Source organism: Quadrisphaera setariae (assembly GCF_008041935.1).
GTDB classification, from domain to species: Bacteria; Actinomycetota; Actinomycetes; order Actinomycetales; family Quadrisphaeraceae; genus Quadrisphaera; species Quadrisphaera setariae.
Window position 1 is genome coordinate 80,391 of the sequence record NZ_VKAC01000009.1, and the last position, 20,998, is coordinate 101,388.

The 20,998-nt window shown below is 74.8% G+C and carries 22 protein-coding genes; 16 read left to right on the forward strand and 6 right to left on the reverse strand.

What is annotated here, in order from left to right:
* A complete protein-coding gene (locus tag FMM08_RS15365; protein ID WP_255472444.1) occupies positions 1-939 on the reverse strand; it encodes a phosphotransferase in 939 nt (312 codons plus the stop codon).
* Between the two features lie 105 nt (positions 940-1,044).
* Between FMM08_RS15365 and nudC the strand changes: the two genes are divergently transcribed.
* Positions 1,045-1,998, forward strand: coding sequence for an NAD(+) diphosphatase (gene nudC, locus FMM08_RS15370; protein ID WP_147927263.1), 954 nt, complete (start codon positions 1,045-1,047; stop codon positions 1,996-1,998).
* A gap of 21 nt (positions 1,999-2,019) precedes the next feature.
* On the opposite strand, the gene FMM08_RS15375 is transcribed toward nudC, so the two are convergent.
* The 3 genes from FMM08_RS15375 to FMM08_RS15385 form a co-directional block, all read right to left on the reverse strand.
* Complete coding sequence (locus tag FMM08_RS15375) at positions 2,020-3,669, reverse strand: phospholipase D family protein (RefSeq protein WP_222710824.1); 1,650 nt, start codon at positions 3,667-3,669, stop codon at positions 2,020-2,022.
* Between the two features lie 21 nt (positions 3,670-3,690).
* Positions 3,691-4,221 carry a nucleoside/nucleotide kinase family protein gene (locus FMM08_RS15380; protein WP_222710825.1) on the reverse strand — a complete coding sequence of 177 codons (531 nt, stop codon included), beginning with the start codon at positions 4,219-4,221 and terminating at the stop codon, positions 3,691-3,693.
* Positions 4,222-4,313: 92 nt separating this feature from the next.
* Positions 4,314-4,574 (reverse strand): mycoredoxin, encoded by a 261-nt coding sequence (locus FMM08_RS15385; RefSeq protein ID WP_147927390.1) that lies wholly within the window; start codon positions 4,572-4,574, stop codon positions 4,314-4,316.
* Positions 4,575-4,681: 107 nt separating this feature from the next.
* On the opposite strand from FMM08_RS15385, the gene add reads away from it, so the two are divergent.
* Together add and FMM08_RS15395 are read left to right on the forward strand one after the other, a co-directional pair.
* On the forward strand, positions 4,682-5,716 hold the full coding sequence (gene add / locus FMM08_RS15390; RefSeq protein WP_147927264.1) for an adenosine deaminase: 1,035 nt from the start codon (positions 4,682-4,684) through the stop codon (positions 5,714-5,716).
* Between the two features lie 52 nt (positions 5,717-5,768).
* Complete coding sequence (locus FMM08_RS15395) at positions 5,769-6,032, forward strand: hypothetical protein (protein ID WP_147927265.1); 264 nt, start codon at positions 5,769-5,771, stop codon at positions 6,030-6,032.
* A 13-nt stretch (positions 6,033-6,045) separates the two neighbouring features.
* Here FMM08_RS15395 and FMM08_RS15400 read toward each other — a convergent pair whose 3' ends face one another.
* Positions 6,046-6,732, reverse strand: coding sequence for a nucleoside/nucleotide kinase family protein (locus FMM08_RS15400; protein WP_147927266.1), 687 nt, complete (start codon positions 6,730-6,732; stop codon positions 6,046-6,048).
* Positions 6,733-6,754: 22 nt separating this feature from the next.
* On the opposite strand from FMM08_RS15400, the gene FMM08_RS15405 reads away from it, so the two are divergent.
* The 6 genes from FMM08_RS15405 to FMM08_RS15430 all read left to right on the forward strand — a co-directional run bounded on the left by FMM08_RS15405 (position 6,755) and on the right by FMM08_RS15430 (position 12,897).
* Entirely contained in the window at positions 6,755-8,887 is a 2,133-nt protein-coding gene (locus FMM08_RS15405; protein ID WP_147927267.1) for an ATP-dependent DNA helicase UvrD2, read from the forward strand.
* 137 nt (positions 8,888-9,024) lie between these two features.
* Entirely contained in the window at positions 9,025-10,989 is a 1,965-nt protein-coding gene (locus FMM08_RS15410; protein ID WP_147927268.1) for a methyl-accepting chemotaxis protein, read from the forward strand.
* A gap of 213 nt (positions 10,990-11,202) precedes the next feature.
* Positions 11,203-11,481 carry a hypothetical protein gene (locus FMM08_RS15415; protein WP_147927269.1) on the forward strand — a complete coding sequence of 93 codons (279 nt, stop codon included), beginning with the start codon at positions 11,203-11,205 and terminating at the stop codon, positions 11,479-11,481.
* 117 nt (positions 11,482-11,598) lie between these two features.
* Positions 11,599-11,856 carry a WhiB family transcriptional regulator gene (locus FMM08_RS15420; protein ID WP_139711529.1) on the forward strand — a complete coding sequence of 86 codons (258 nt, stop codon included), beginning with the start codon at positions 11,599-11,601 and terminating at the stop codon, positions 11,854-11,856.
* Positions 11,857-11,894: 38 nt separating this feature from the next.
* Entirely contained in the window at positions 11,895-12,092 is a 198-nt protein-coding gene (locus FMM08_RS15425) for a hypothetical protein (protein ID WP_147927270.1), read from the forward strand.
* A gap of 97 nt (positions 12,093-12,189) precedes the next feature.
* Entirely contained in the window at positions 12,190-12,897 is a 708-nt protein-coding gene (locus FMM08_RS15430; protein ID WP_147927271.1) for an AIM24 family protein, read from the forward strand.
* A gap of 103 nt (positions 12,898-13,000) precedes the next feature.
* On the opposite strand, the gene FMM08_RS15435 is transcribed toward FMM08_RS15430, so the two are convergent.
* Entirely contained in the window at positions 13,001-13,921 is a 921-nt protein-coding gene (locus tag FMM08_RS15435) for an NAD(P)-dependent oxidoreductase (RefSeq protein ID WP_147927272.1), read from the reverse strand.
* A 34-nt stretch (positions 13,922-13,955) separates the two neighbouring features.
* Here FMM08_RS15435 and prfB point away from each other — a divergent pair, with 34 nt between their 5' ends.
* The 7 genes from prfB to FMM08_RS15470 all read left to right on the forward strand — a co-directional run bounded on the left by prfB (position 13,956) and on the right by FMM08_RS15470 (position 20,791).
* Positions 13,956-15,095 carry a peptide chain release factor 2 gene (gene prfB, locus FMM08_RS15440; RefSeq protein WP_147927273.1) on the forward strand — a complete coding sequence of 380 codons (1,140 nt, stop codon included), beginning with the start codon at positions 13,956-13,958 and terminating at the stop codon, positions 15,093-15,095.
* A gap of 132 nt (positions 15,096-15,227) precedes the next feature.
* A complete protein-coding gene (gene ftsE / locus FMM08_RS15445; protein ID WP_147927274.1) occupies positions 15,228-15,980 on the forward strand; it encodes a cell division ATP-binding protein FtsE in 753 nt (250 codons plus the stop codon).
* The gene (gene ftsX, locus FMM08_RS15450) at positions 15,977-16,891 is read left to right on the forward strand and encodes a permease-like cell division protein FtsX (protein ID WP_147927275.1); all 915 of its coding nucleotides are present in this window, start codon (positions 15,977-15,979) and stop codon (positions 16,889-16,891) included. Before ftsE ends, ftsX begins: the two co-directional genes overlap by 4 nt.
* A gap of 5 nt (positions 16,892-16,896) precedes the next feature.
* Positions 16,897-18,213, forward strand: coding sequence for a M23 family metallopeptidase (locus FMM08_RS15455; RefSeq protein ID WP_147927276.1), 1,317 nt, complete (start codon positions 16,897-16,899; stop codon positions 18,211-18,213).
* 43 nt (positions 18,214-18,256) lie between these two features.
* Positions 18,257-18,799, forward strand: coding sequence for an SsrA-binding protein SmpB (gene smpB / locus FMM08_RS15460; RefSeq protein ID WP_147927277.1), 543 nt, complete (start codon positions 18,257-18,259; stop codon positions 18,797-18,799).
* Between the two features lie 72 nt (positions 18,800-18,871).
* The gene (locus tag FMM08_RS15465) at positions 18,872-19,795 is read left to right on the forward strand and encodes an NADP-dependent oxidoreductase (RefSeq protein WP_147927278.1); all 924 of its coding nucleotides are present in this window, start codon (positions 18,872-18,874) and stop codon (positions 19,793-19,795) included.
* Between the two features lie 321 nt (positions 19,796-20,116).
* Positions 20,117-20,791: an SPFH domain-containing protein gene (locus FMM08_RS15470; protein ID WP_222710827.1), complete on the forward strand. Its 675-nt coding sequence runs from the start codon at positions 20,117-20,119 to the stop codon at positions 20,789-20,791.
* Positions 20,792-20,998 lie beyond the last annotated feature (207 nt).

The window sequence follows — 20,998 nt, forward strand, 5'->3', positions numbered from 1 at the left end:
TCAGCGCTCCAGCTCGTCGCCGTCGTCGAGGGAGGCGTCGAGGTCCTCCAGCATCGCGGTGGCGTCGTCGAGCACGGCGTCGTCCTCCAGGGCCACGCCGTGGAGGAGGTAGCGCGCCAGCGCCATCTCCCCGGCCAGGCGCGCGCGGGCGGCCAGCGCCGGGTCGACCGGCTCGTGGCGGGCCTCGGCGTGCTCGACGAGCACCGCCTCCAGGGACTCGGTGGGAGCGGCGGCCGCCAGCCAGCCCAGGTCGTCGGCGGGGTCGCCGACGCTGAGCGAGCCCCAGCCGGTGACGCCCGTCACCGCGAGCCCGTCGGTGAGGACGCGGGTGCCGTCGAGGTCGCCGTGGACCACCACGGGGGAGAACCTCCACCAGCGCACCTCCTCCAGGCCCTGCTCCCACCGCGCGAGGAGCCGCGTCGGCACCCTCCCGGTGGAGGCGGCGCGGTCCAGCTCCGACAGCCGACGACCCCGCACCTCCGAGGCGCTCCACACCGGCAGCCCGGCCTCGTCGACGGCCGCGGCGGGCAGCGCGTGCACCACCGCCAGCGCGCGGGCCAGCGACGTGGTGAGCGCCCCCGGACGCAGGCCGACGACGTCCACCTGGTCGCCCGGGACCCACGTGGTGACGACGGCTCGGCCGCCCTCGGGCAGGGGCGTCCACCCGGCCACCGCGGGGACCACGAAGGGCAGGCGCACCCCCAGCGCAGGCTCCGCCAGGCGCGCGAGCAGCCCTAGGGCCGCCGCCTCGCGCTCCAGGTCGGCGCCCGCGGCGGGGCTGCGGGGGACGCTGATGACGTGACGGGCGCCGCCGTCGTCCTCCACCAGGGCGACGTCGAGGTCGGCACCGTCGTCGTCGAGCAGCCGCACCCGCGTCGGTTCAGCGCCGGGCAGCGCGGCGCTGGCGAGCGCGGCCATGAGGTAGGGGTCGCGGCGCACGGGCCAACGCTAGGGCCCCGTGCACCGTCCGCCGCAGTCCAGCACCCTCCAGGTCCGTCGGGAACCGCTCGCGCGGGCGGGACGGCGGCTGCCTACGGTGGCGACGTGGCCCCCGCACCCCTGCCCGACCTGTCCCTGTCCCGCTCTGCCTCCGACCGCCAGGGAGCCCGCCGCGGCGACGCTGGCCTGCTGGAGCGGCTGTGGGCCGACGAAGCGGTCCGGGTGGTGCGCGTGCACGACGGCCGCACGCCCGTCACGCGCGACGGCGACGGCGGTCCCGACGGCCAGCCGCGGCTGGCCCTGGTGCCGCCGTCGCACGTGCCCGGCGGAGCGCCCCACGGGGTGCGCGTCCTGCTGGGCACCGACCCCGACGGCACCTGGTACGTGGCGCAGGAGGTGGCCGACCCCTCCCTCGACCCGGGCGGCGGTGACGACTGGGCCGACCTGCGCACGCTGGGTGCGGAGCTGGACGCCCTCGAGGCCGGCCTGCTCACCCAGGCCGTGGCGGTGCTGCGCTGGCACGCGGTGAACCCCCGCTGCCCGCGCTGCGGAGCGCCCACGTCGGTGGAGCAGGCCGGGTGGGTGCGGAAGTGCACCGCCGACGGCAGCGAGCACTTCCCCCGCACCGACCCCGCGGTGATCATGTCCGTCGTCGACGCCGACGACAGGCTCCTGCTCGGCCACAACGACATGTGGCCGGCCAAGCGGTACTCGACGCTGGCGGGCTTCGTGGAGCCGGGGGAGTCCCTCGAGTCAGCGGTGCGCCGCGAGGTGCTCGAAGAGGTCGGCATCGAGGTCGGCGACGTCGACTACCTCGGCAACCAGCCCTGGCCGTTCCCCGCCTCGCTCATGCTGGGCTTCCGCGGCACCGCGGTGAGCACCGACGTCGTCACCGACGACGTCGAGATCACCGACGCGCGCTGGTTCAGCCGCGAGGAGCTCGTAGCGGCACTGCGCGACGGTGACGTGCTGCTGCCCCCGCCGGTCTCCATCGCCCGGCGGATCATCGAGCACTGGTACGGCGGATCGCTGGAGGACGCCGGAGGCGTGTGGCGCTGAGGCGCTGCCTGGCCCGACCGCTCAGAAGCTGGTGGTGCCGCGCAGGCGCCGCGGGCGGCCGTCGGGGTCGACCGCGAGGTCGTACAGCGGGGAGGCCCAGCGCTCCTGGGCGGCGCTGACGGGCTCGGTGCGGTGGTGGCGGGCGTGCCCGGTGGGCCTGGGCCCCCGCAGCCCCCGCTCGTGCCAGGCGTCCAGGGCGCTCGCGCTCTCGTTCCACAGCCGCCAGGCGGTGTCGGGGTGCAGCAGGCGCTCGTCGTCCTCGGTGAGGCCCAGGTGCTCGGCCCACAGCTGCAGGCGCAGGTCTCGCGGGAGGACCCTCGCGTCGTCCAGCGCACCGGGCAGGCGCAGGGGTTCGCGCGTGTCGCGGGTGGTGTCGACCACGGCGCTGGTCAGCTCGCTGTCGTTGGTCCAGGAGCGGCGGTTCACGTTGTCGGAGCCGACGGTCATCCACACGTCGTCGACCACGCACACCTTGGCGTGCACGTAGATGGGCGTTCCGGCGCGGTTCTCCAGGTCGAACACGGCCACCCTCCCCGGGGCCGCGGCGTGCAGCAGTCGCAGCGCCCGCTGCTGCCCGAGGCGGTTCAGCGGGCCGGAGACCCGTCCGTCGGAGTCCGGGAAGCGGGGGACGACGGCGATGACGCGCAGGCCCGGCTGGGCGCGCAGCGCCTCAGCCAGTCCGCCGAGCACCTCGGTGGACCACAGGTACTGGTCCTCCAGGTAGACCAGCGAGCGCGCCAGCCCGAACGCCTTGCCGTACGCGCGGGCGATGCCGCGCTCGCCGTCCGGCGCGAAGGGGAACGGGGGGCGCTTGGCGGGGTAGGTGCGCAGCAGCTGCACGGCGTGCGGGCCGCGGGACTGAGGCGGCGGGAACGCCTCCGGCAGGGGTGAGGGGTGGCGCGGCATGCGCGCCAGTCGCTGCAGCAGCATCCGCAGCGGGGTGCGCTCGTCGAGCGGGTGCGGGTCGTCCCAGCGCTCGGCGAAGACGGCCAGGACGTCGGCGACCACGGGACCGCGCAGCTCGAGCACCGCGTCGTGCCAGGGCGGCCGCGGTCCGTACCTCGGTCCGAGGTCGAGGGCCTGGGGATCACCGCCGTGGTCGGCGTCGTCACGCCGGGAGTGGCACAGGTCGATGCCGCCCACGAAGGCGACGTCGCGCTCGGGCCGGTCCCGGTGGCGCACCACCACGAGCTTCTGGTGGTGGGAGCCGAAGGGGCGCACCCGCTGGTCGAGCAGCACCTCCCCGCCGGCCTCGTTCACCTCGCGGCCCAGGCGCTCCCCACCCAGCCCGCTGATGGACGACGACAGCTTCTCGAGGTGCGAGCGCCACAGCAGCCCGCGCACCTCCACCCCGCGGCGGGCGAGCGAGACGAGCAGCTCGCCGATCGAGGGCCCCTCGGGCAGCAGGCGCTCGTCGGAGTCTCCGCGCCAGTCGGTGAACCACAGCCGGTCGCCGGCGCTCGTGCCGCTCAGCGCTGCGTGCAGCGCCGCGAAGTACGTGGCGCCGTGCACGAGGGGGCGCACCAGGCAGCCCTGCGCCCAGCCCCTCCAGCCGTCGTCCTCCGCGCGCAGGTCTCCCGCGGCGTCACCGCGCTCGCCCCGGCTGAGGAACCAGCGCCGCTGCGCCTCGTCGCCGACGTCGACGGAAGCGTCCGGCGGGGTGTCCACCACGAGCGCACCCTGGCACGCCGGTCAGGGCACCACCAGCGCGGGGTGGCGGGGGTCCTCGCAGCGCACGACGAGGTCGGCGCGCGACGCGGGACCGGTCTCCTCCAGGTAGCGCGCCCAGGCACCGACCACCCTGTCGGCGTCTGCCGCGGACAGGCGCCGGCGCTGCGCGGCGGGTGACGTCTGCAGGTGGACGACGGCGTCGAGCGCGCCCGACAGCTCCCAGCGCAGGAGGAACGGTCCGGTCAGCACGAGGACGGCGCCGGGTGGGGCCGTGCGGCGCTCCTGCCGGGTGGCGCGGTCGCGCTCGGCGTCCCACAGGGCGGGCAGCCAGGTGCCGGCCCCGTCAGGGGCGAGGGGGTCGAGGACCTCGCGCAGCAGGGCGTAGGTGTCGTACCAGCCCTCGTAGCCGGCGTCGGGGTCCGCTGGTCCGTGCTCGAGGCGCAGCGAGCGAGGCCGCAGGTAGTCCTCGGCGTCGACGCGGAGCACGGCCCGGCCCTCGCGCTCGAGGGCCTCCACCACCGCGTCGGCGACCACGGCGGCGTCGGCCGGCACCGCGGCGTCCACGCCGAGGCGGCGGCCGGGGGAGCGCCCGAGCGCCGCCAGGGCCCGGTGTGCGAGCCCGGCGGCGTCGAGCGGCTCGACCCTCAGGAGAGGCGGGCCTTGACCTCGGCCAGGGAGGGGTTGGTGGCCGAAGTGCCGTCCGGGAACACGACGGTCGGCACGGTCTGGTTGCCCCCGTTGACGCTCTGCACGTACTCGGCGGCGCCCGGGACCTCCTCGATGTTCACCTCGTTCCAGGTGATGCCCTCGCGCTGCAGGCCCTTCTTGAGGATCTTGCAGTAGCCGCACCACGTGGTCGTGTACATGGTGATGGTCCCCTGCTCGGGCAGCGTGGGCGCAGACATCGTTCTCCTCGGCGGTCGGTGGTCGGGACGGGTCTTCCGCAGGTGCTCAACGCCCGACCTCGCCGTCGTCATCCCACGGACGGCTGCTGCTGTGGTGGGGTGCCCCGATGGCCACCGACCCGCTCGCCGCCCTCGTCGCCGACCTGCCCGCCTGCGAGCTGCACGTGCACCTCGAGGGCACCCTCGAGCCGGAGCTGCTCCTGGAGCTGGCGGCCCGCAACGGGGTGGAGCTGGCGACGAGGACGGTCGAGGAGGTCCGCGCCACGCACGTGTTCGACTCCCTGGCGTCCTTCCTCGCCGTCTACTACCCGGCGATGGACGTGCTGCAGACCCGGCGCGACTTCACCGACCTGGCGACCGCCTACCTGACCCGCGCCGCGGCGCAGGACGTCCGACGGGCCGAGGTCTTCTTCGACCCGCAGGCCCACACGAGCCGCGGGGTGCCGTTCGAGGTGGTGGTGGAGGGCCTGCTGGAGGCCGTCGAGCGGGCGCCGCACGAGCTGGGGGTCGACGCCGCGCTGATCATGTGCTTCCTGCGAGACCACCCCGTGGTCAGCGCGGAGGAGACGCTGACGGCGTCGCTGCCGTACGCAGACCGCATCCTCGGCGTGGGCCTGGACTCCGACGAGCGGGGCCACCCCCCGGCGGACTTCGCCGCCGTCTTCGCCCGCGCCCGCGAGGCCGGCTACCGGCTGACGGTGCACTGCGACATCGACCAGCCGGGCACGCTCGAGCACCTGCGCCAGGCGCTCGAGGACGTGCGGGTGGACCGCATCGACCACGGCACCAACATCGTCGAGGCTCCCGAGCTGCTCGCCCTCGCCGTGGAGCGGGGCCTCGGCTTCACCTCGTGCCCGCTGTCCAACGGGTTCGTCACCGAGCAGATGAAGGCGCCCGAGATCGTCGCGCTGCTGCGCGCCGGGGCGAAGGTCTGCGTCAACGGCGACGACCCCGCCTACTTCGGCGGCTACCTCAAGGAGAACCTGCTCGCCCTGGCGCGCGTCGCCGACCTGTCGCCCGCCGACGTGGTGCAGCTGGCGCGCAACAGCTTCGAGGCGAGCTGGGCGCCCCCGGAGCGGGTGGCGGAGCACCTCGCGGAGGTCGACGCCGTGGCCGCCGCCCACGGGGTGCCTCCGCGCTGACCACAACGGTCACAAGCGTGACGCCGGTGGTGCCGCGACCGAAGATCGGCCCGTGGCGACGATGCTGCTCCTGCACTGCCGCGTGGCGACCACCGACGCGGCGACCGCCTCGTGGGCGCTCGCGAGCGCGGGCTACGAGGTGGACGAGGTGGTCGAGGGACCGACCGCCGTCGTGACGGCGGCGCTCCCCGTGGCGGGCGGCGCCTCGACGCTGGGGGCCTGGGCCGACGCCGTGGAGCGCGCCGAGCACCTGCTCGGCGCGCACGGCGTCCCCAGCGAGGTGGGCCTGTCCTCGGTGGTCCGGCGCAGCGCCTGAGGCGCCGGAGGCGTCAGTCGACCAGGCGCACCACGAGGTCGGCGCGGGCCGCCGTCGCGGCCACCACGTCCGCGTTGGCCTGGTCGGGTCCGTGCGACCACTCGACCGCCGCGCGAGGGGCCTTGCCGAACGCCTCGTGCCGGGCCACCAGGCGCGTCAGCCGCAGCTGGTCGTCCGGGGCGAGGAACCAGACCTCGTCGAGCAGCCCGCGCACGGGCGCCCACGCCCCGTCGAGCAGGAGGTAGTTGCCCTCCGTGACCACCAGCGCCACCTCCCGGGGCACGGGGACGGCGCTGCCCAGGGGCTCTTCCAGGTCCCGCCGGAACTCGGGGGCGTGCACGACGTCCTCGTCACGCGCCCGCAACCGGCGCAGCAGCGCCGCGTAGCCGCCGGCGTCGAAGGTGTCCGGCGCGCCCTTGCGGCCGGCGCGCCCCCAGCGCTCCAGGGTCGTCTGGGCCAGGTGGAAGCCGTCCATGCCCACCAGGGCCGCTCCGCCGTCCAGCTCGGGGCCCAGGGCCTCCACCAGCTGCGCCGCGAGCGTCGACTTGCCGGCGCCGGGCGCCCCGACCAGGCCGAGCAGCACCCGGCGGCCGTCAGCCGCCTCCACGAGCCCGCGGGCGCGGGCGACGAGCTCGGCCGTGCTCGTCGTCGTCGTCGTCGGGCTGCTCGCCTGTGGACGCTCGGAGCGGGGTGTCGGCACGGTCAGCCATCATGGCCGGGCCATGTCCCAGACCACCCACGCGACCCTCGCCGACGCCGTCCTCGCCTCGCTCGACCCGGAGCAGCGGGCGGTGGCCTCGGCGCTGCGCGGACCCGTGTGCGTGCTGGCCGGCGCAGGCACCGGCAAGACCCGGGCCATCACCCACCGCATCGCCCACGGCGTCCACGCCGGCGTGTACGACCCGCGCAGCGTGCTCGCCCTGACGTTCACCTCCCGGGCCGCGGGGGAGATGCGCTCGCGCCTGCGGGACCTGGGCGTGCCCGCGGTGCAGGCCCGCACCTTCCACGCCGCGGCGCTGCGGCAGCTGCAGTACTTCTGGCCCACCGCGGTGGGGGGACCGCTGCCGGTGCTCGTGGAGCACAAGGCGCGGCTCGTGGCCGAGGCCGCCAGCCGGCTGCGGCTCTCGGTGGACCGCACCGCCGTGCGCGACCTGTCGGCGGAGGTCGAGTGGGCCAAGGTCGCCCTCCTCACGCCCGAGGCCTACCCCGCCGCCGTCGCGCGCGCCGGTCGCACTCCACCCGCCGGCCTGGACCCCGCCGCCATGAGCCGGGTCATGCAGTCCTACGAGGACGTCAAGACCGACCGCGGCGCCATGGACTTCGAGGACGTCCTCCTGCTGACCTGCGGGATCCTCGCCGAGCGCGGCGACGTCGCCGAGAGCGTCCGCCGCCAGTACCGCCACTTCACGGTGGACGAGTACCAGGACGTCTCCCCGCTGCAGCAGCGCCTGCTCGACCTGTGGCTCGGCGGCCGCGAGGACGTCTGCGTGGTCGGCGACGCCAGCCAGACCATCTACTCCTTCGCCGGCGCCACCCCGGCGCACCTGCTGGAGTTCCCGAAGCGCCACCCGAGCGCCTCCGTGGTCCGCCTCGTGCGGGACTACCGCTCCACCCCTCAGGTGGTGGCGCTGGCCAACCGCCTGCTCGACCGGGCGCCCGCCGCCGCGGTGAGGGCCCGGGTGGAGCTGGTCGCGCAGCGACCGCCCGGACCGGACCCCACCTTCACCGAGTACGACGACGACGTCGCCGAGGCGGCCGGCGTGGCCGCCGCGGTGCGCCGCCGCATCGACGCGGGCACGCCGCCCGCCGAGATCGCGGTGCTGTTCCGCACCAACGGGCAGTCCGAGCCCCTCGAGGCGGCCCTGTCCGACGCCGGCGTCGGGTACCAGCTGCGCGGCGGGGAGAAGTTCTTCTTCCGCGCCGAGGTCCGCCAGGCCGTGCTGCTGCTGCGCGGCGCCGCCCGCTCCGACGACGGCACCCGCCCGCTGGGTGAGGCCGTCCGCGACGTGCTCGCCAGCGCCGGCTGGACGGCGGAGCCGCCCACCGCGGCCGGCGCCGCCCGGGAGCGCTGGGCGTCGCTGCAGGCGCTGGCCGCGCTCGCCGACGACGTCGCCACCGCCCGCCCCGGCGCGCGCGTGGCGGACCTCGTCACCGAGGTGGACGAGCGCTCCGCCGCGCAGCACGCCCCCACCGTCCAGGGCGTCACGCTGGCCTCCTTCCACGCCGCCAAGGGCCTCGAGTGGGACGCGGTGTGGCTGGTCGGCGTCAGCGAGGGCCTGCTGCCCATCAGCTTCTCCGCCGACGACCCCGACAAGGTCGAGGAGGAGCGGCGGCTGCTCTACGTCGGCATCACCCGGGCCCGTGAGCACCTCGCGCTCTCGTGGGGGCGGGCCCGCACGCCGGGTGGCCGGGCCAGTCGCACGCCGTCGCGCTTCCTCGACGGTCTGCGCCCCGTCGACCCGGCCGAGCGCGAGCGGCGCCGCGCCTCCGGCGGCTCCGGCGGGGGAGCGGGGAGCGGACGGTCCAAGAAGGGGCCGGGGCTGGCGCGGGTGTGCCGCTCCTGCGGGGCCGCCCTGAACACGCCCGCCGAGCGCAAGGTGGGCCGCTGCGAGACGTGCCCGCCCACCTACGACGAGGGCGTCTTCGACGCGCTGCGCGCCTGGCGATCGGCCACCGCCTCGGAGGCGAAGGTGCCCGCGTACGTCGTCTTCACCGACGCGACGCTCGTGGCCATCGCCGAGACCACCCCGGTGGACACCGCAGGGCTGGCCCGCATCCCGGGTGTGGGTCCTGCCAAGCTCGAGCGCTACGGCGAGGCGGTGCTGGGCGTCCTCGCGGATGCTTCCTCCTCCTGAGGCGTCCTCCGTCTGAGGCACCTCGGTGGTGGCGGCGGCTCGGGTCTCAAGGCACCCCGGTCTCCCCCCGATGTCTCCTGCGACGGGTTGTGAGCACAGCCCGGAGTCGCCGCTGACGCCGCACCAGGAGACCGCCCGTGCAGATCTTCCGTCGGAGCATCAAGGCACGCCTCGTGCTGAGCGTCGTCGTGATGCTCGCCGTGGCGCTGGTCGCGCTGGTCAGCGTCATCAGCGCCCGCACGCAGGCGATGGCCCGGGAGGCGGCCTACCGGTACGCCGACGAAGCCTCCCGCAACGCGGCCGCCCAGGTGCAGGACCGCGTGGTCACCGCGCTCGACACGGCCCGGTCGCTGTCGGCCACCCTGTCCGGCCTCACGTCGCAGGGCGGGACGCGTGCCCAGGCCGACGCGATCGAGCGCGACCTGCTGGCAGCCTCACCTGAGTACCTGGGTGTGTGGTCCGCCTTCGAGCCGGGCGCCTTCGACGGCCAGGACGCGCGCTTCGTCGACACCACGGGCACGGACGGGACCGGGCGCTACATCTCCTACTGGTACCGCGACGGAGCGTCCATCGCGGTGACGCCGCTGACCGACTACGAGAAGCCGGGGCCGGGTGACTACTACGTCATCGCCCGGAACACCGGCGAGGAGAAGGTCATCGACCCGTACCTGTACGAGGTCGGCGGCCAGCAGGTGCTCCTGACCTCGACCACTGCGCCGGTGGTCCGCGACGGCGCCGTCGTCGGCGTGGCCGGCGTCGACCTGCCGCTGAGCGCGGTCCAGGAGCAGGTCGCCGCCCTCCGCCCCCTGGGCGCCGGTCGCGCCACGCTCGTCACCGCCTCCGGCGTGGTGGTCGGCTCTGGCGCGGGCGCTGAGATCGGCGAGCCGCTGGCCGGCGCGACCGGGACGGCCGCGAAGCGCGCCGTCGAGTCCGGGAAGGCCGTCAACGAGGTGGTGGAGGTGGACGGGCGCCCGCAGCGGGTCGTCGCCGTCCCCATCGACCTGGGCCAGACCGACCGCTGGGCGGTGGTCATCGCCATCCCCACGAGCACCGTGCTCGCCGACGCCAACAGCGTCCGCGCCACGAGCATCGGCCTCGCCGCCGGGGCGCTGCTGCTGGCCGTGCTCGTCACCGTGGTGATCGCCCGCCGCACGGTGCGCCCGCTGGAGCTGCTGCGCGACAGGATGGCCGAGATCGCCGACGGTGACGGCGACCTCACCCAGCGCGTCGACGAGTCGAGCCCCGACGAGGCCGGCCAGCTCGGGGCGGCGTTCAACCGCTTCCAGGCCAAGGTCGGTGGCACCGTCAGGTCGATCACCCAGGCCGCCGAGCGGCTCTCCGAGACCGCGACCGCGGTGGACCGGGTGTCCACCGACCTCCGGAGCACGGCCAGCACCACCTCCGAGCGCGCGGTGCTCGCGTCGAGGTCGGCGCAGGACGTCGACGGCAGCATCCGCGGCCTGGCGCGGGCCAACGACGAGCTGGCCGCCTCCATCAGCGAGATCGCCTCCAGCGCGAGCCGCGCGTCGGGCGTGACCGTCGAGGCCGTCACGGTGGCTGGACGGGCCGCCGAGCAGATCGACTCCCTCGGCAGGTCCGGGGCGCAGATCAGCGCCGTGGTGGACCTCATCAACGCCATCGCCCAGCAGACCAACCTCCTGGCGCTCAACGCGACCATCGAGGCCGCGCGAGCGGGTGAGGCGGGCAAGGGCTTCGCCGTCGTCGCCGGGGAGGTCAAGGAGCTGGCGCTGCAGACGGCCCGCGCCACCGGGGACATCACCGAGCAGGTGCAGGCCATCCAGGCCGGCACCCAGGAGGCCACCACCTCCATGGAGCAGGTGCGGTCCGTGGTCGACCAGATCCACGAGCACAACGGCACCATCGCCAGCGCCGTGGAGGAGCAGTCGGCCGTCACCGCGCAGATGACCAGCACGGGCTCGGAGGCCGCCGCGGCCAGCAGCCGCGTGGTCTCGGCGGTCGACGAGGTCGCCCGGGTCGCGGAGCAGGCGTCGGCGGGGGCCCGGACCGCGCAGAGCGCCGCCCAGCAGCTCACCGCCATCGCGGGAGACATGCGCCAGCTGGTGGCCACCTTCAAGGTCTGACCACCTCGGGCACCGTCCCCGGAGCGCTGGTCGCGCCGCTGGTCAGCGGCGTGACCAGCGCTCCGCACGTGCGCCGCGGGGACCTCCGGGAGACCTGTCGGAGAAGAGTTCGGAAAAACCTGTTGTGCGGCTCACACGAGGCCCCCTAGCCTCGTGGACACGCGATCAGCACTGCCTGCAACGGGCGGTGCGCGGATGAAGGAGGTGTGCGCGATGACGGAGTACATGGACACCCGGTTCGAGGTGTCGTCCTACGACCTCCGCGTGCCCACCACCGGTGGGTTCCGGGGCACCGCTGTGTCCGCGTCCGCCCGCGCCTACGCCGACGGCCCCGCCCAGGGGACCGTCGCCGGCCTCAGCGGTGGCGAGCGCCTCGGCGCCGGCTACGGCCACGCGCTGCGCCAGCGTCCAGTCGTCCTCGGTGACGCCCTCATCTCGAACCCGCCCGTCTCGGGGCTCCTCCCTGTCCGCCGGCAGGTGCTGACCAGCTAGGTCCGCTCCTCTCCCGGCGACAGGCCGCGGACCCCCGACCCAGGGGACCGCGGCCTTTCTGCTGCCAGCGGTCTCCTCTCCCGCTCCGCAGCACCGCCACACCGAGAGGAACACCCCATGTCGTCGCTGCCCTGCCGGGTCAACGACCCGGAGCTCTGGTTCGCCGAGCTCCCGCAGGACGTCGAGGCCGCGAAGGCGCTGTGCACCGGCTGCCCGCTGCGTGCCGAGTGCCTCGACGGCGCCCTGGCCCGCTCCGAGCCCTGGGGCGTCTGGGGCGGCGAGCTGGTCCTGTCCGGAGTCGTCGTGCCCCGCAAGCGGCCCCGCGGCCGCCCCCGCAAGCACCCCCTGCCCGAGCCCGTGGGCGCCGTCGCCTGACCGGTGGCGGCGCCCGGGGCCACCCCGAGGAGCCCGTCGTGCACACGTCCCACCCCGAACACGTCCTGTCCCTGCACCACCAGCGCGGCGCTGAGCTGCGGTCCCGGGCGTGCTGGTCGCGCCTGGCGGCGTCCCAGCGGGACGCCGCGCGCGCAGCGCGGCTGGAGGCCCGGGCCCAGCGGCTGGTCGAGCGCGCCGCGAGGCGCGCGATGACCCGTCCGGCGCCGGTCGCCTGAGGCTGGGCCTGCGGGTCGCCGTGCGGCGACCGGCAGGCCCGGTCACGGGCCCCGGAGGCGCTGGACCTCCGGGGCCCGGGCCTGTCAGGGTTCACCCGTGCGCAGCAACCTCTTCGACGCCGCGACCGCCGAGAAGCAGACCAGCGAGCGCTGGGTCCTGCAGAACTCGTCGATGCTCCGCGTCTCCCTCAGCCAGGACGTCCTCGCGGCGAAGGGGTCGATGGTCGCCTACCAGGGCTCCGTCCGCTTCGACCACGAGGGCTCCGGCTCCATGGCCAAGTTCCTCAAGAAGCTCGTGACCAGCGAGGACACTCCGCTGATGCGCGTGTCCGGCCAGGGCGAGGTGTTCTTCGCCAACACCGCCGAGCACGTGCACCTCATCCTCCTCGAGGGTGACGGCATCAGCGTGGACGGCAAGAACCTCCTCGCCTTCGACGCGAACCTCGAGTGGGACATCCGCCGCGTCCAGGGCGCTGGCCACCTCTCGGGCGGCATGTGGAACGTCGAGGTGAGCGGGCACGGCGTGGTCGCCCTCACCAGCGACGGTCCGCCGGTGCTGCTCGACTGCTCCCAGCAGCCCACCGGCGTCGACATCCAGGCGGCCGTCGCCTGGTCCAGCCACCTGCGCCCGCAGCTGGTCAACAGCATGAACGTGCGCTCGCTGCTGCGCGGCGGCTCCGGCGAGGCGTTCCAGTACCTCTTCCACGGCCCCGGCTTCGTGCTGGTCCAGCCCAGCGAGGGCCGGCCCGCGGCCGCGCAGGGCGGTCAGCAGCAGGGCGGGTTCCTCAACGACCTCATGAACTGAGCCGCTGCCGTCCTCCGACGCCGACCGCGGACGCTGTGCTCCGGTGCGGCCCTCCGCACCGGAGCACAGCGTCCACGGTCGTCTCGCGTCTCGGCGCCGCGCGTCAGCGCACGAGGTTCGGCGGGCGCTCCCCGCGCGCGAAGGCGCTCACCTGCTCCGCCACCCGCTCCCACGCGCGCTCCCCAGCGCCCTCGGTGTTGCCCGCCACGTGCGGGGTGAGCAGCAGGCCCGGCGCGTCCCACAGGGGGTGGTCGGCGGGCAGCGGCTCGGGGTCGGTGACGTCCAGCGCGGCGAGCAGCCGTCCGCTCCGCAGCTCCGCGAGCAGCGCGGAGGTGTCCACGAGCGGCCCGCGCCCGGCGTTGACCACCAGGGCGCCGTCGGGCAGGGCGGCCAGCAGCTCGGCGTCCACCACGTGGTGGGTGTCGTCGGTGAGGGGCAGGACGACGACGAGCACGTCGGTCGAGCCCAGCAGGTCGCGTGCGGCCTCCAGGCTCACCACGCCCTCGCGCGCCGTCCTCGCGGCCACCGTGACCGCTGCGCCGAAGGGCAGCAGCCGCGCGCGCACGTTCTCACCGAGGTCGCCCGCCCCCAGCACGAGCACGTTCGAGCGCATCAGCGTCCGCGCGGTGCGCCCGCCCCAACGGTGCTCGCGCTGGGCGTCGAGGTGCTCCGGCAGCAGCCGCAGCTGCGCGAGCACCGCCGCGAGGACCCACTCGGCCGTGGAGCCGCCGTGCGCGCCGCGGGCCGTGGCGATCGACACGTCCTCGCGCAGGTCGCCCCACTGCTCGCTGCCCTGGCCCAGGCTCACGAGCAGCTGCAGGTCCGGCAGCTGCGCCACCTGCGCCAGTGCCGCCTCCACCTCCTCGGCCGACTCGGCGGGCCCGACCACCAGCACCGACGCCCCCCGCGCGTCGGCCGGCACGTCCGCGTCGGGTGCCACGACCACCGTCCTCACACCCGCCGAGGACAGCGCCGAGGCGCCCTCGGCCTCGGGGACGACGACGAGGGGCTGCTGCTCGTTCATGGCCGCATCATCCGTCGTCGTACCCTTGCCGGTCGTGGCAGCCGTCGACCTCCCCGCTGAGATCTCCTCCCTCCGCACCACCTACCGCACGGTCCGCGAGGTCAGCGACGTCGACGCCCTCAAGGCCACCGTGGCCCAGCTCACCGAGCAGGCCTCGGCCTCGGACCTGTGGGACGACGTCGAGAACGCCCAGGCCGTGACGAGCCGGCTCTCGCACGCCCAGGCCGAGCTCGAGCGCCTCGAGAAGATGGGCTCGCGCATCGACGACCTCGAGACCCTGGTCGAGATGGCTGACGAGGCCGCCGCCGAGGGTGACGCCGAGACGGCCGAGGAGACGCGGGCGGAGGCGGAGAAGGAGCTCACCAGCATCCGCAAGGCCCTGGGCGAGCTCGAGGTCCGCACGCTGCTGTCGGGCGAGTACGACCAGCGCGAGGCGCTCGTCACCATCCGCGCCGAGGCCGGTGGCGTCGACGCCGCCGACTTCGCCGAGATGCTGCTGCGCATGTACCTGCGCTGGGCGGAGCGCCACGGCCACAAGGCCGAGGTCATGGACACCTCCTACGCCGAGGAGGCGGGCATCAAGTCGGCCACCATGGCCGTCCACGCCCCCTACGCCTACGGCACGCTCTCGGTGGAGCAGGGAACGCACCGCCTCGTGCGCATCAGCCCCTTCGACAACCAGGGCCGCCGCCAGACCTCCTTCGCCGGTGTGGAGGTGCTTCCCGTCACCGAGGAGACCGACCACATCGACATCCCCGAGAACGACCTGCGCGTGGACGTGTTCCGGTCCTCGGGACCGGGCGGGCAGTCGGTGAACACCACCGACTCCGCGGTGCGCCTGACCCACATCCCGACCGGCATCGTCGTGTCCTGCCAGAACGAGAAGAGCCAGCTGCAGAACAAGGCGGCGGCGCTGCGCGTCCTCCAGGCGCGGCTGCTGGTGAGGGCCCGCGAGGAGCGCCAGGCCGAGCTCGACGCCCTCAAGGGCGACGACTCCGGCAGCTGGGGCAACCAGATGCGCTCGTACGTGCTCAACCCGTACCAGATGGTCAAGGACCTGCGCACCGAGCACGAGGTCGGCAACCCCGCCTCGGTGTTCGACGGCGAGATCGACGACTTCCTGGAGACCGGCATCCGCTGGCGCCGCCAGCGCGAGCGCGCGTCCGAGAGCTGACCGGAGGCGGGACGCCCGCCACCCTCGGCCCAGCCACGCCGGAGGCGACACGCCGGGCGAGATGCCCGGTTCGGGCGCCTGCGCCTGCCTAACCTCGAGGACGCACACCCGCACCCGAGCTGGCAGGCGACCGTGATCCGCTTCGAGTCCGTCTCCAAGACCTACCCGCGGTCTCGGCGTCCGGCGCTGCACCGCGTCAACCTCGACGTGGAGCGCGGGGAGTTCGTCTTCCTCGTCGGTGCGTCCGGGTCGGGCAAGTCGACCCTGCTGCGGCTGGTGCTGCGTGAGGACGTCGCCACCCGCGGCCACGTCTACGTGGCCGGTCGCGACGTGGCGCGCCTGTCCAGCTGGAAGGTGCCGCACCTGCGCCGGCAGATGGGCGTGGTGTTCCAGGACTTCCGCCTGCTGCCGTCCAAGACGGTCTTCGAGAACGTCGCGTTCGCGCTGCAGGTGATCGGCAAGAGCCGCCACCACATCGCCCAGGTGGTGCCCGAGACCCTCGAGCTGGTGGGCCTGGCCGGCAAGGAGCGGCGTCTGCCGCACGAGCTGTCCGGTGGTGAGCAGCAGCGCGTGGCCGTGGCCCGCGCCTTCGTCAACCGGCCGGCGATCCTGCTGGCCGACGAGCCCACCGGAAACCTCGACCCCGCCACCAGCGAGGGCATCATGAAGCTGCTGGAGCGGATCAACCGCACCGGCACCACGATCGTCATGGCCACCCACGACCACGGCCTCGTCGACGCGAGCAAGAAGCGCGTCGTGGAGCTGGAGGGCGGCCTCGTCGTCCGCGACGAGGTGGCCGGCGGCTACGGCCTGGCCCCCGTCACGGGCATGGTCAGCGCGCAGGTCCCCGTCGTCCCCCCGGCCCAGCAGGGGGTGGCCTGGTGAGGCTCCGGTTCCTGGTGGGGGAGATCCTCACCGGCCTGCGCCGCAACACGGCCATGACCATCTCGGTGGTGCTGGTCACCTTCGTCTCGCTGGTCTTCGTCGGTGCCGGCGGCCTGCTGCAGCTGCAGGTCGGGCAGATGAAGGACTACTGGTACGACCGCGTGCAGGTGTCGGTGTTCCTGTGCGCCAAGGACTCCGAGGCCCCCACCTGCACCAGCGGTGAGGTGACCGGCGCGCAGCGCGACGCGGTGCTCGCCGAGCTGCAGTCGCCGACGCTGGCGCCGTACGTGGAGTCGGTGCAGTTCGAGTCCAGGGCCGACGCCTACAAGCGGTTCAAGGAGCAGTTCAAGGGCACCGCCATCGCCGACTCCGCCACCGAGGACCAGCTCAACGAGTCCTACCGCGTCAAGCTCAAGGACCCCACCAAGTACGAGGTCGTCACCCAGTACTTCGCGGGCACGCCGGGCGTGGAGCAGGTGCAGGACCAGCGCCGCGTCCTCGACCCGTTCTTCACGGTGCTCAACGTGGCCACGGCCGTGGCCGGCGGCTTCGCCGTCGTCATGATCGTCGCCGCGGCGCTGCTCATCGCCACCACCATCCGCCTGTCGGCCTTCAGCCGACGCCGCGAGACGGGCATCATGCGCCTGGTCGGCGCCTCCAAGCTGCTCATCCAGCTGCCGTTCCTCCTGGAGGGCGTGCTGGCCGCCGTCGTCGGCGCGGGCCTGGCGGTGGGCGCGCTGTACGCGGCGGTGCGGTTCGGGGTGCAGGGCTGGCTGGTGGAGGCGCTGCCGCTGTTCGGCTACGTCGGCACCCACCAGGTGTGGCTGGTGGCTCCGGTGCTCCTGGGCATCGCCGTGCTGCTGGCCGGCACCGCGTCCGTCACCACGCTGTCGCGCTACCTGCGCGTCTGAGCGCTGTGGGGTCATCAGGACGACGGCGGCTGCCGGCGCTCGCGCTGGCGGTCGCCCTGCTCGTCGGCGCCGTCGGTGTCGCTGGCGTGGGCGAAGGGGCCCCGAGCGCCAGCGCGGACACCGTCTCGCAGCTCAAGGCCAAGCAGCAGCAGCTCAAGGACGCCCTCGCCCAGGCGCAGGAGGGGCTGGCCGACACCGGCGAGCGCGCCGAGCAGGCCGCCGCTGAGCTCGCTGACGTGCAGGCCCGCCAGCCTGCCGCGCAGGCGGCGCTGGAGACCGCGCAGGCGGAGGTGCGCACCGCCAAGGACCGCGACGTGGAGCTGGCCGGCCAGCTGGCCGCCGCCGAGGCCGCCGAGCAGGTGGCCGTCGAGGAGCTGGCCGGTGGTGAGCAGGACCTCGCCGAGGCCGAGAAGCGCGTCTCGCGCCTGGTGTCGGCCACCTACCGCGGCGGCGGTGTCGACGCCGGCCTGGCCGCGGCGGTCATGGGCGGGGAGGGCCCGAGCGAGCTGGCCGACCGGTTGGCCCTCGTGGACGCCGCCGCGCGGCTGCAGCAGAGCTCCACCAACCGGCTGGCGCAGGTGCGCGCCGAGCAGCAGCACCGCGCCGAGCGGCTCGAGGCCGTGCGGCAGCAGATGGCGGACCTGCGCCAGCAGGCCGCCGACCACCTCGTGGAGACCCAGCGCGTGCAGGAGCAGGCGCAGACCGCCTCCGACGAGCTGGCCGCGCTGGAGGCGACCAAGGAGCAGGCGCTCGCCGACATCGAGGCGCAGAAGAAGGTCTACCAGCAGCAGGTGGACCAGGCCCAGGCCGAGAGCGACGACATCGCCGCCCAGCTGCGCGCCCGGGCGCGCGCCCGAGCCGGTTCCAGCGGCGGTTCCAGCGGCGGGGGAGGCGGAGGTGGCGGCTCGGCCGCGCCGCAGCGCGGCCTGCTCGGCAACCCGCTGGCGTCCATGACGGTCACGTCGGGGTTCGGGTACCGGATCCACCCCGTTTACCACGTGCGCCGCCTGCACGCGGGGACCGACCTGAGGGCCGCCTGCGGCACCCCCGTCTACGCCGCCGCCGACGGCGAGGTCGTGCGCGCCGGGCCAGGCACCGGCTACGGCAACATCCTCGTCATCGACCACGGCACCATCGGTGGTCGCGACGTCGCCACGGCCTACGCGCACCTGTCGCGCTTCGCGGCGCGCCCCGGGCAGGACGTCAAGAAGGGCGACCTGGTCGCCTACTCGGGCAGCACGGGTGTGGGCACCGCGTGCCACCTGCACTTCGAGGTGCGCGTGGACGGCTCGCCGACGGACGCCATGGCCGGGTGGCTCTGAGCGCTCCCGAGAACCCGGTGGCGGGCTTCCGTAGACTGGACGGATGGCCGGACGAGGTGGGCGCGGGGAGTGGCACGCGCCGCAGACCAACAAGCCCGCTGCCCCCACCGGCCGTGACACCACCACGCGCACCGTGGTGGCCTCCAACCGCCGCGCCCGGTTCGACTACGCCATCGAGGACGTCTTCGAGGCCGGCCTGGTGCTCACCGGCACCGAGGTGAAGTCGCTGCGGCAGGGGCGCGCGTCGCTGGTCGACGGCTTCGCCGAGGTCGAGCGGGGCGAGGCATGGCTCGAGGCCGTGCACATCCCGGAGTACACCGAGGGCACCTGGACCAACCACGAGCCGCGCCGCCGCCGCAAGCTGCTGCTCCACGCCGCCGAGATCGACAAGCTCGCGCAGGCCGCTGGCCAGTCCGGCTACACGCTCGTGCCGCTGCAGCTGTACTTCCGCGGAGGCCGGGCCAAGGTGGAGATCGGCGTGGCGAAGGGCAAGAAGACCTTCGACAAGCGCCAGGCGCTGCGCAACGCCACCGACGAGCGCGAGGCCCAGCGCGCCATGCGCACCCGCACCCGCGTCGGCGAGTAGCCGCTTCGCCGTCGCCCCGCCCGGCGGTGCTCGGGTCGCGGGGGAGCGCGACGCGGCGCAGGGTGGTGAGCCGTGCGCGCTGTCTTCCACTCGTCCTACGGCGGTCCCGAGGTCCTGGAGGTCGGCGAGCAGCCCGACCCCGTGGTCGGCCCGGACTCCGTGCTCATCCGGGTCAAGGCCGCCGGGGTCAACCCGGTCGACTTCAAGATCGGCGCCGGGTACCTGCAGGGCGCCTTCCCGTCGTTCCTGCCGACCATCGCCGGGTGGGACGCCGCGGGCGTCGTCGAGGCCGTCGGTCCCGCGGTGCACGACCTGGCCCCCGGTGACGAGGTGCTCGGCTACCTCCGCAAGGACTTCGTCCGCGACGGCTGCTACGCCGAGCTGGTCGCCGGCAACCAGCGCCACTGGGCGCTGAAGCCGCCCGCCCTCTCGTGGGAGGTGGCCGGTGCGCTGCCGCTGGCGGGCCTCACGGCGCTGCAGTCGCTGGAGGCCGTGCGAGCCGGGTCGGGCGACACGGTGCTCGTGCACGCGGCGTCCGGCGGGGTGGGGCACCTCGCCGTCCAGATCGCGAAGGCCCGCGGCGCCCGGGTCATCGGGACGGCGAGCGAGCGCAACCACGACTTCGTCCGCTCCCTCGGCGCTGAGCCGGTGGCGTACGGCGACGGGCTCGTCGACGCCGTGCGCGCGCTGGCGCCCGAGGGCGTCGACGCCGCCGTCGACTACGTCGGTGGTGACGCGATCCGGCAGTCCGCCGAGCTCGCGAAGGACCCGGCGCGGACGGCGTCCAACGTCGACCCGCAGGCCGTGTCCGAGGTCGGCGGCGTCTACTGCTTCGTCACCCCGCACGCCGAGCAGCTGGCGCAGCTCGCGGCGCTCGTGGCCGACGGCGCGGTGCGCGTGGAGGTGCAGGAGGCGTTCCCGCTGGAGCGCGCCGCCGACGCCTGGAGGGCCCAGATGGACGGCCACGTGCGCGGCAAGCTCGTCCTCACCGTCTGAGCCACGACCGCGCCGGCCGGTGGAAAACCGCTGGCCGGCGCGGTGTCGTCGTCGTCATGATGGTCCTGCTGCCCGACCAGCGGCGCCCCGGTGGATCACCGGTCGCGTCCCGCACCAGCGGGTAGCGCAGCACATCGGATGCTGGCGCCTGTCACGCGCTGAGGCTCGACTCCTCATCTCTGGCGGCGACCGGTGGCCCTGTCGCGTCCGCGAGGGCGCGGCGAGCGGTGCTCGGACCTGTGCGCCTCGGCGCCCGTCCGGGCCGCTGGGCGCCGGTCGTCGTCGTGCTGCTCACGACGACGACGGACGGAGGCGAACGACGTGTTCATCAAGCACCTGGTGGTCCGGGAGGGCCGGCGGGCGGTCGTCCGCTACGACGGCCGCGTCGTCTCCGTCCTCGGTGCCGGTCGGCACCGGTTGCGGGGCCGGGCGTGGCGGCGCGGTGTCGAGGTGGTCGACGTCCGCGACCAGCTGCTCGTCCTCACCGGCCAGGAGCTCGCTGCCGCCGACGTCCCGGGTGTCCGCGTCAGCGCGTCCGCCCGCTGGGCGGTCACCGACCCGGTGGCCTTCCTCGACGCGTCCGCCGACCCGGTGGCCGAGCTGCGGATGGCGCTCCAGCTGGCCGTCCGCGACTGGGCGGCCTCGGCTCCGCTGGCGGAGCTGCTCGCGGGCCGTGCCGAGGCGGCGCAGGTCCTGACGGCTCGCGTCGCCGCCGAGGCCGCCCGGCTGGGCGTCGCCGTGGCAGAGGCGTCGGTCCGGGACGTCAGCGTGCCGGGGGAGCTGCGTCGGGCCCTGCTCGCGACGGCGACCGCCGTCCAGGAGGGCCAGGCGGCCCTCGAGCGGGCGCGCGGCGAGGTCGCGGCCACGCGGGCGCTCGCCAACGCGGCGCGGATGCTCGCCGACAACCCGGCGCTGCTGCAGCTGCGGACGGTCCAGGAGGCTGCCAGGGGGACGGGGTCGAAGGTCGTCGTCCGCATCGGCGATCCGACCTCCTGACGAGTCTCCAACCGGTGCGCAGACGGCCCCATCGATGCGCAGGTGGCCCCATGCGCCTGGTCGATGGGGCCACCTGCGCACCCAAGGGGCGCTCTGCGCACCCAAGGGGCGCTCTGCGCGGTCAGGACGTCGAGCCGGCTCGTTCGGCGGCGGCGACCATGCGGCTGCGCGCCAGGTGACAGCGCCTGGTGGGGCACCTGAGGTCCG

Coding starts and splice junctions, on each gene's coding strand:
- FMM08_RS15385 (WP_147927390.1), bottom strand. CDS start 4,574: ATGTCTGCGCCCACGCTGCCCGAGCAGGGGACCATCACCATGTACACG.
- add (WP_147927264.1), top strand. CDS start 4,682: ATGGCCACCGACCCGCTCGCCGCCCTCGTCGCCGACCTGCCCGCCTGC.
- FMM08_RS15405 (WP_147927267.1), top strand. CDS start 6,755: ATGTCCCAGACCACCCACGCGACCCTCGCCGACGCCGTCCTCGCCTCG.
- FMM08_RS15415 (WP_147927269.1), top strand. CDS start 11,203: ATGACGGAGTACATGGACACCCGGTTCGAGGTGTCGTCCTACGACCTC.
- FMM08_RS15420 (WP_139711529.1), top strand. CDS start 11,599: ATGTCGTCGCTGCCCTGCCGGGTCAACGACCCGGAGCTCTGGTTCGCC.
- FMM08_RS15435 (WP_147927272.1), bottom strand. CDS start 13,921: ATGAACGAGCAGCAGCCCCTCGTCGTCGTCCCCGAGGCCGAGGGCGCC.
- smpB (WP_147927277.1), top strand. CDS start 18,257: ATGGCCGGACGAGGTGGGCGCGGGGAGTGGCACGCGCCGCAGACCAAC.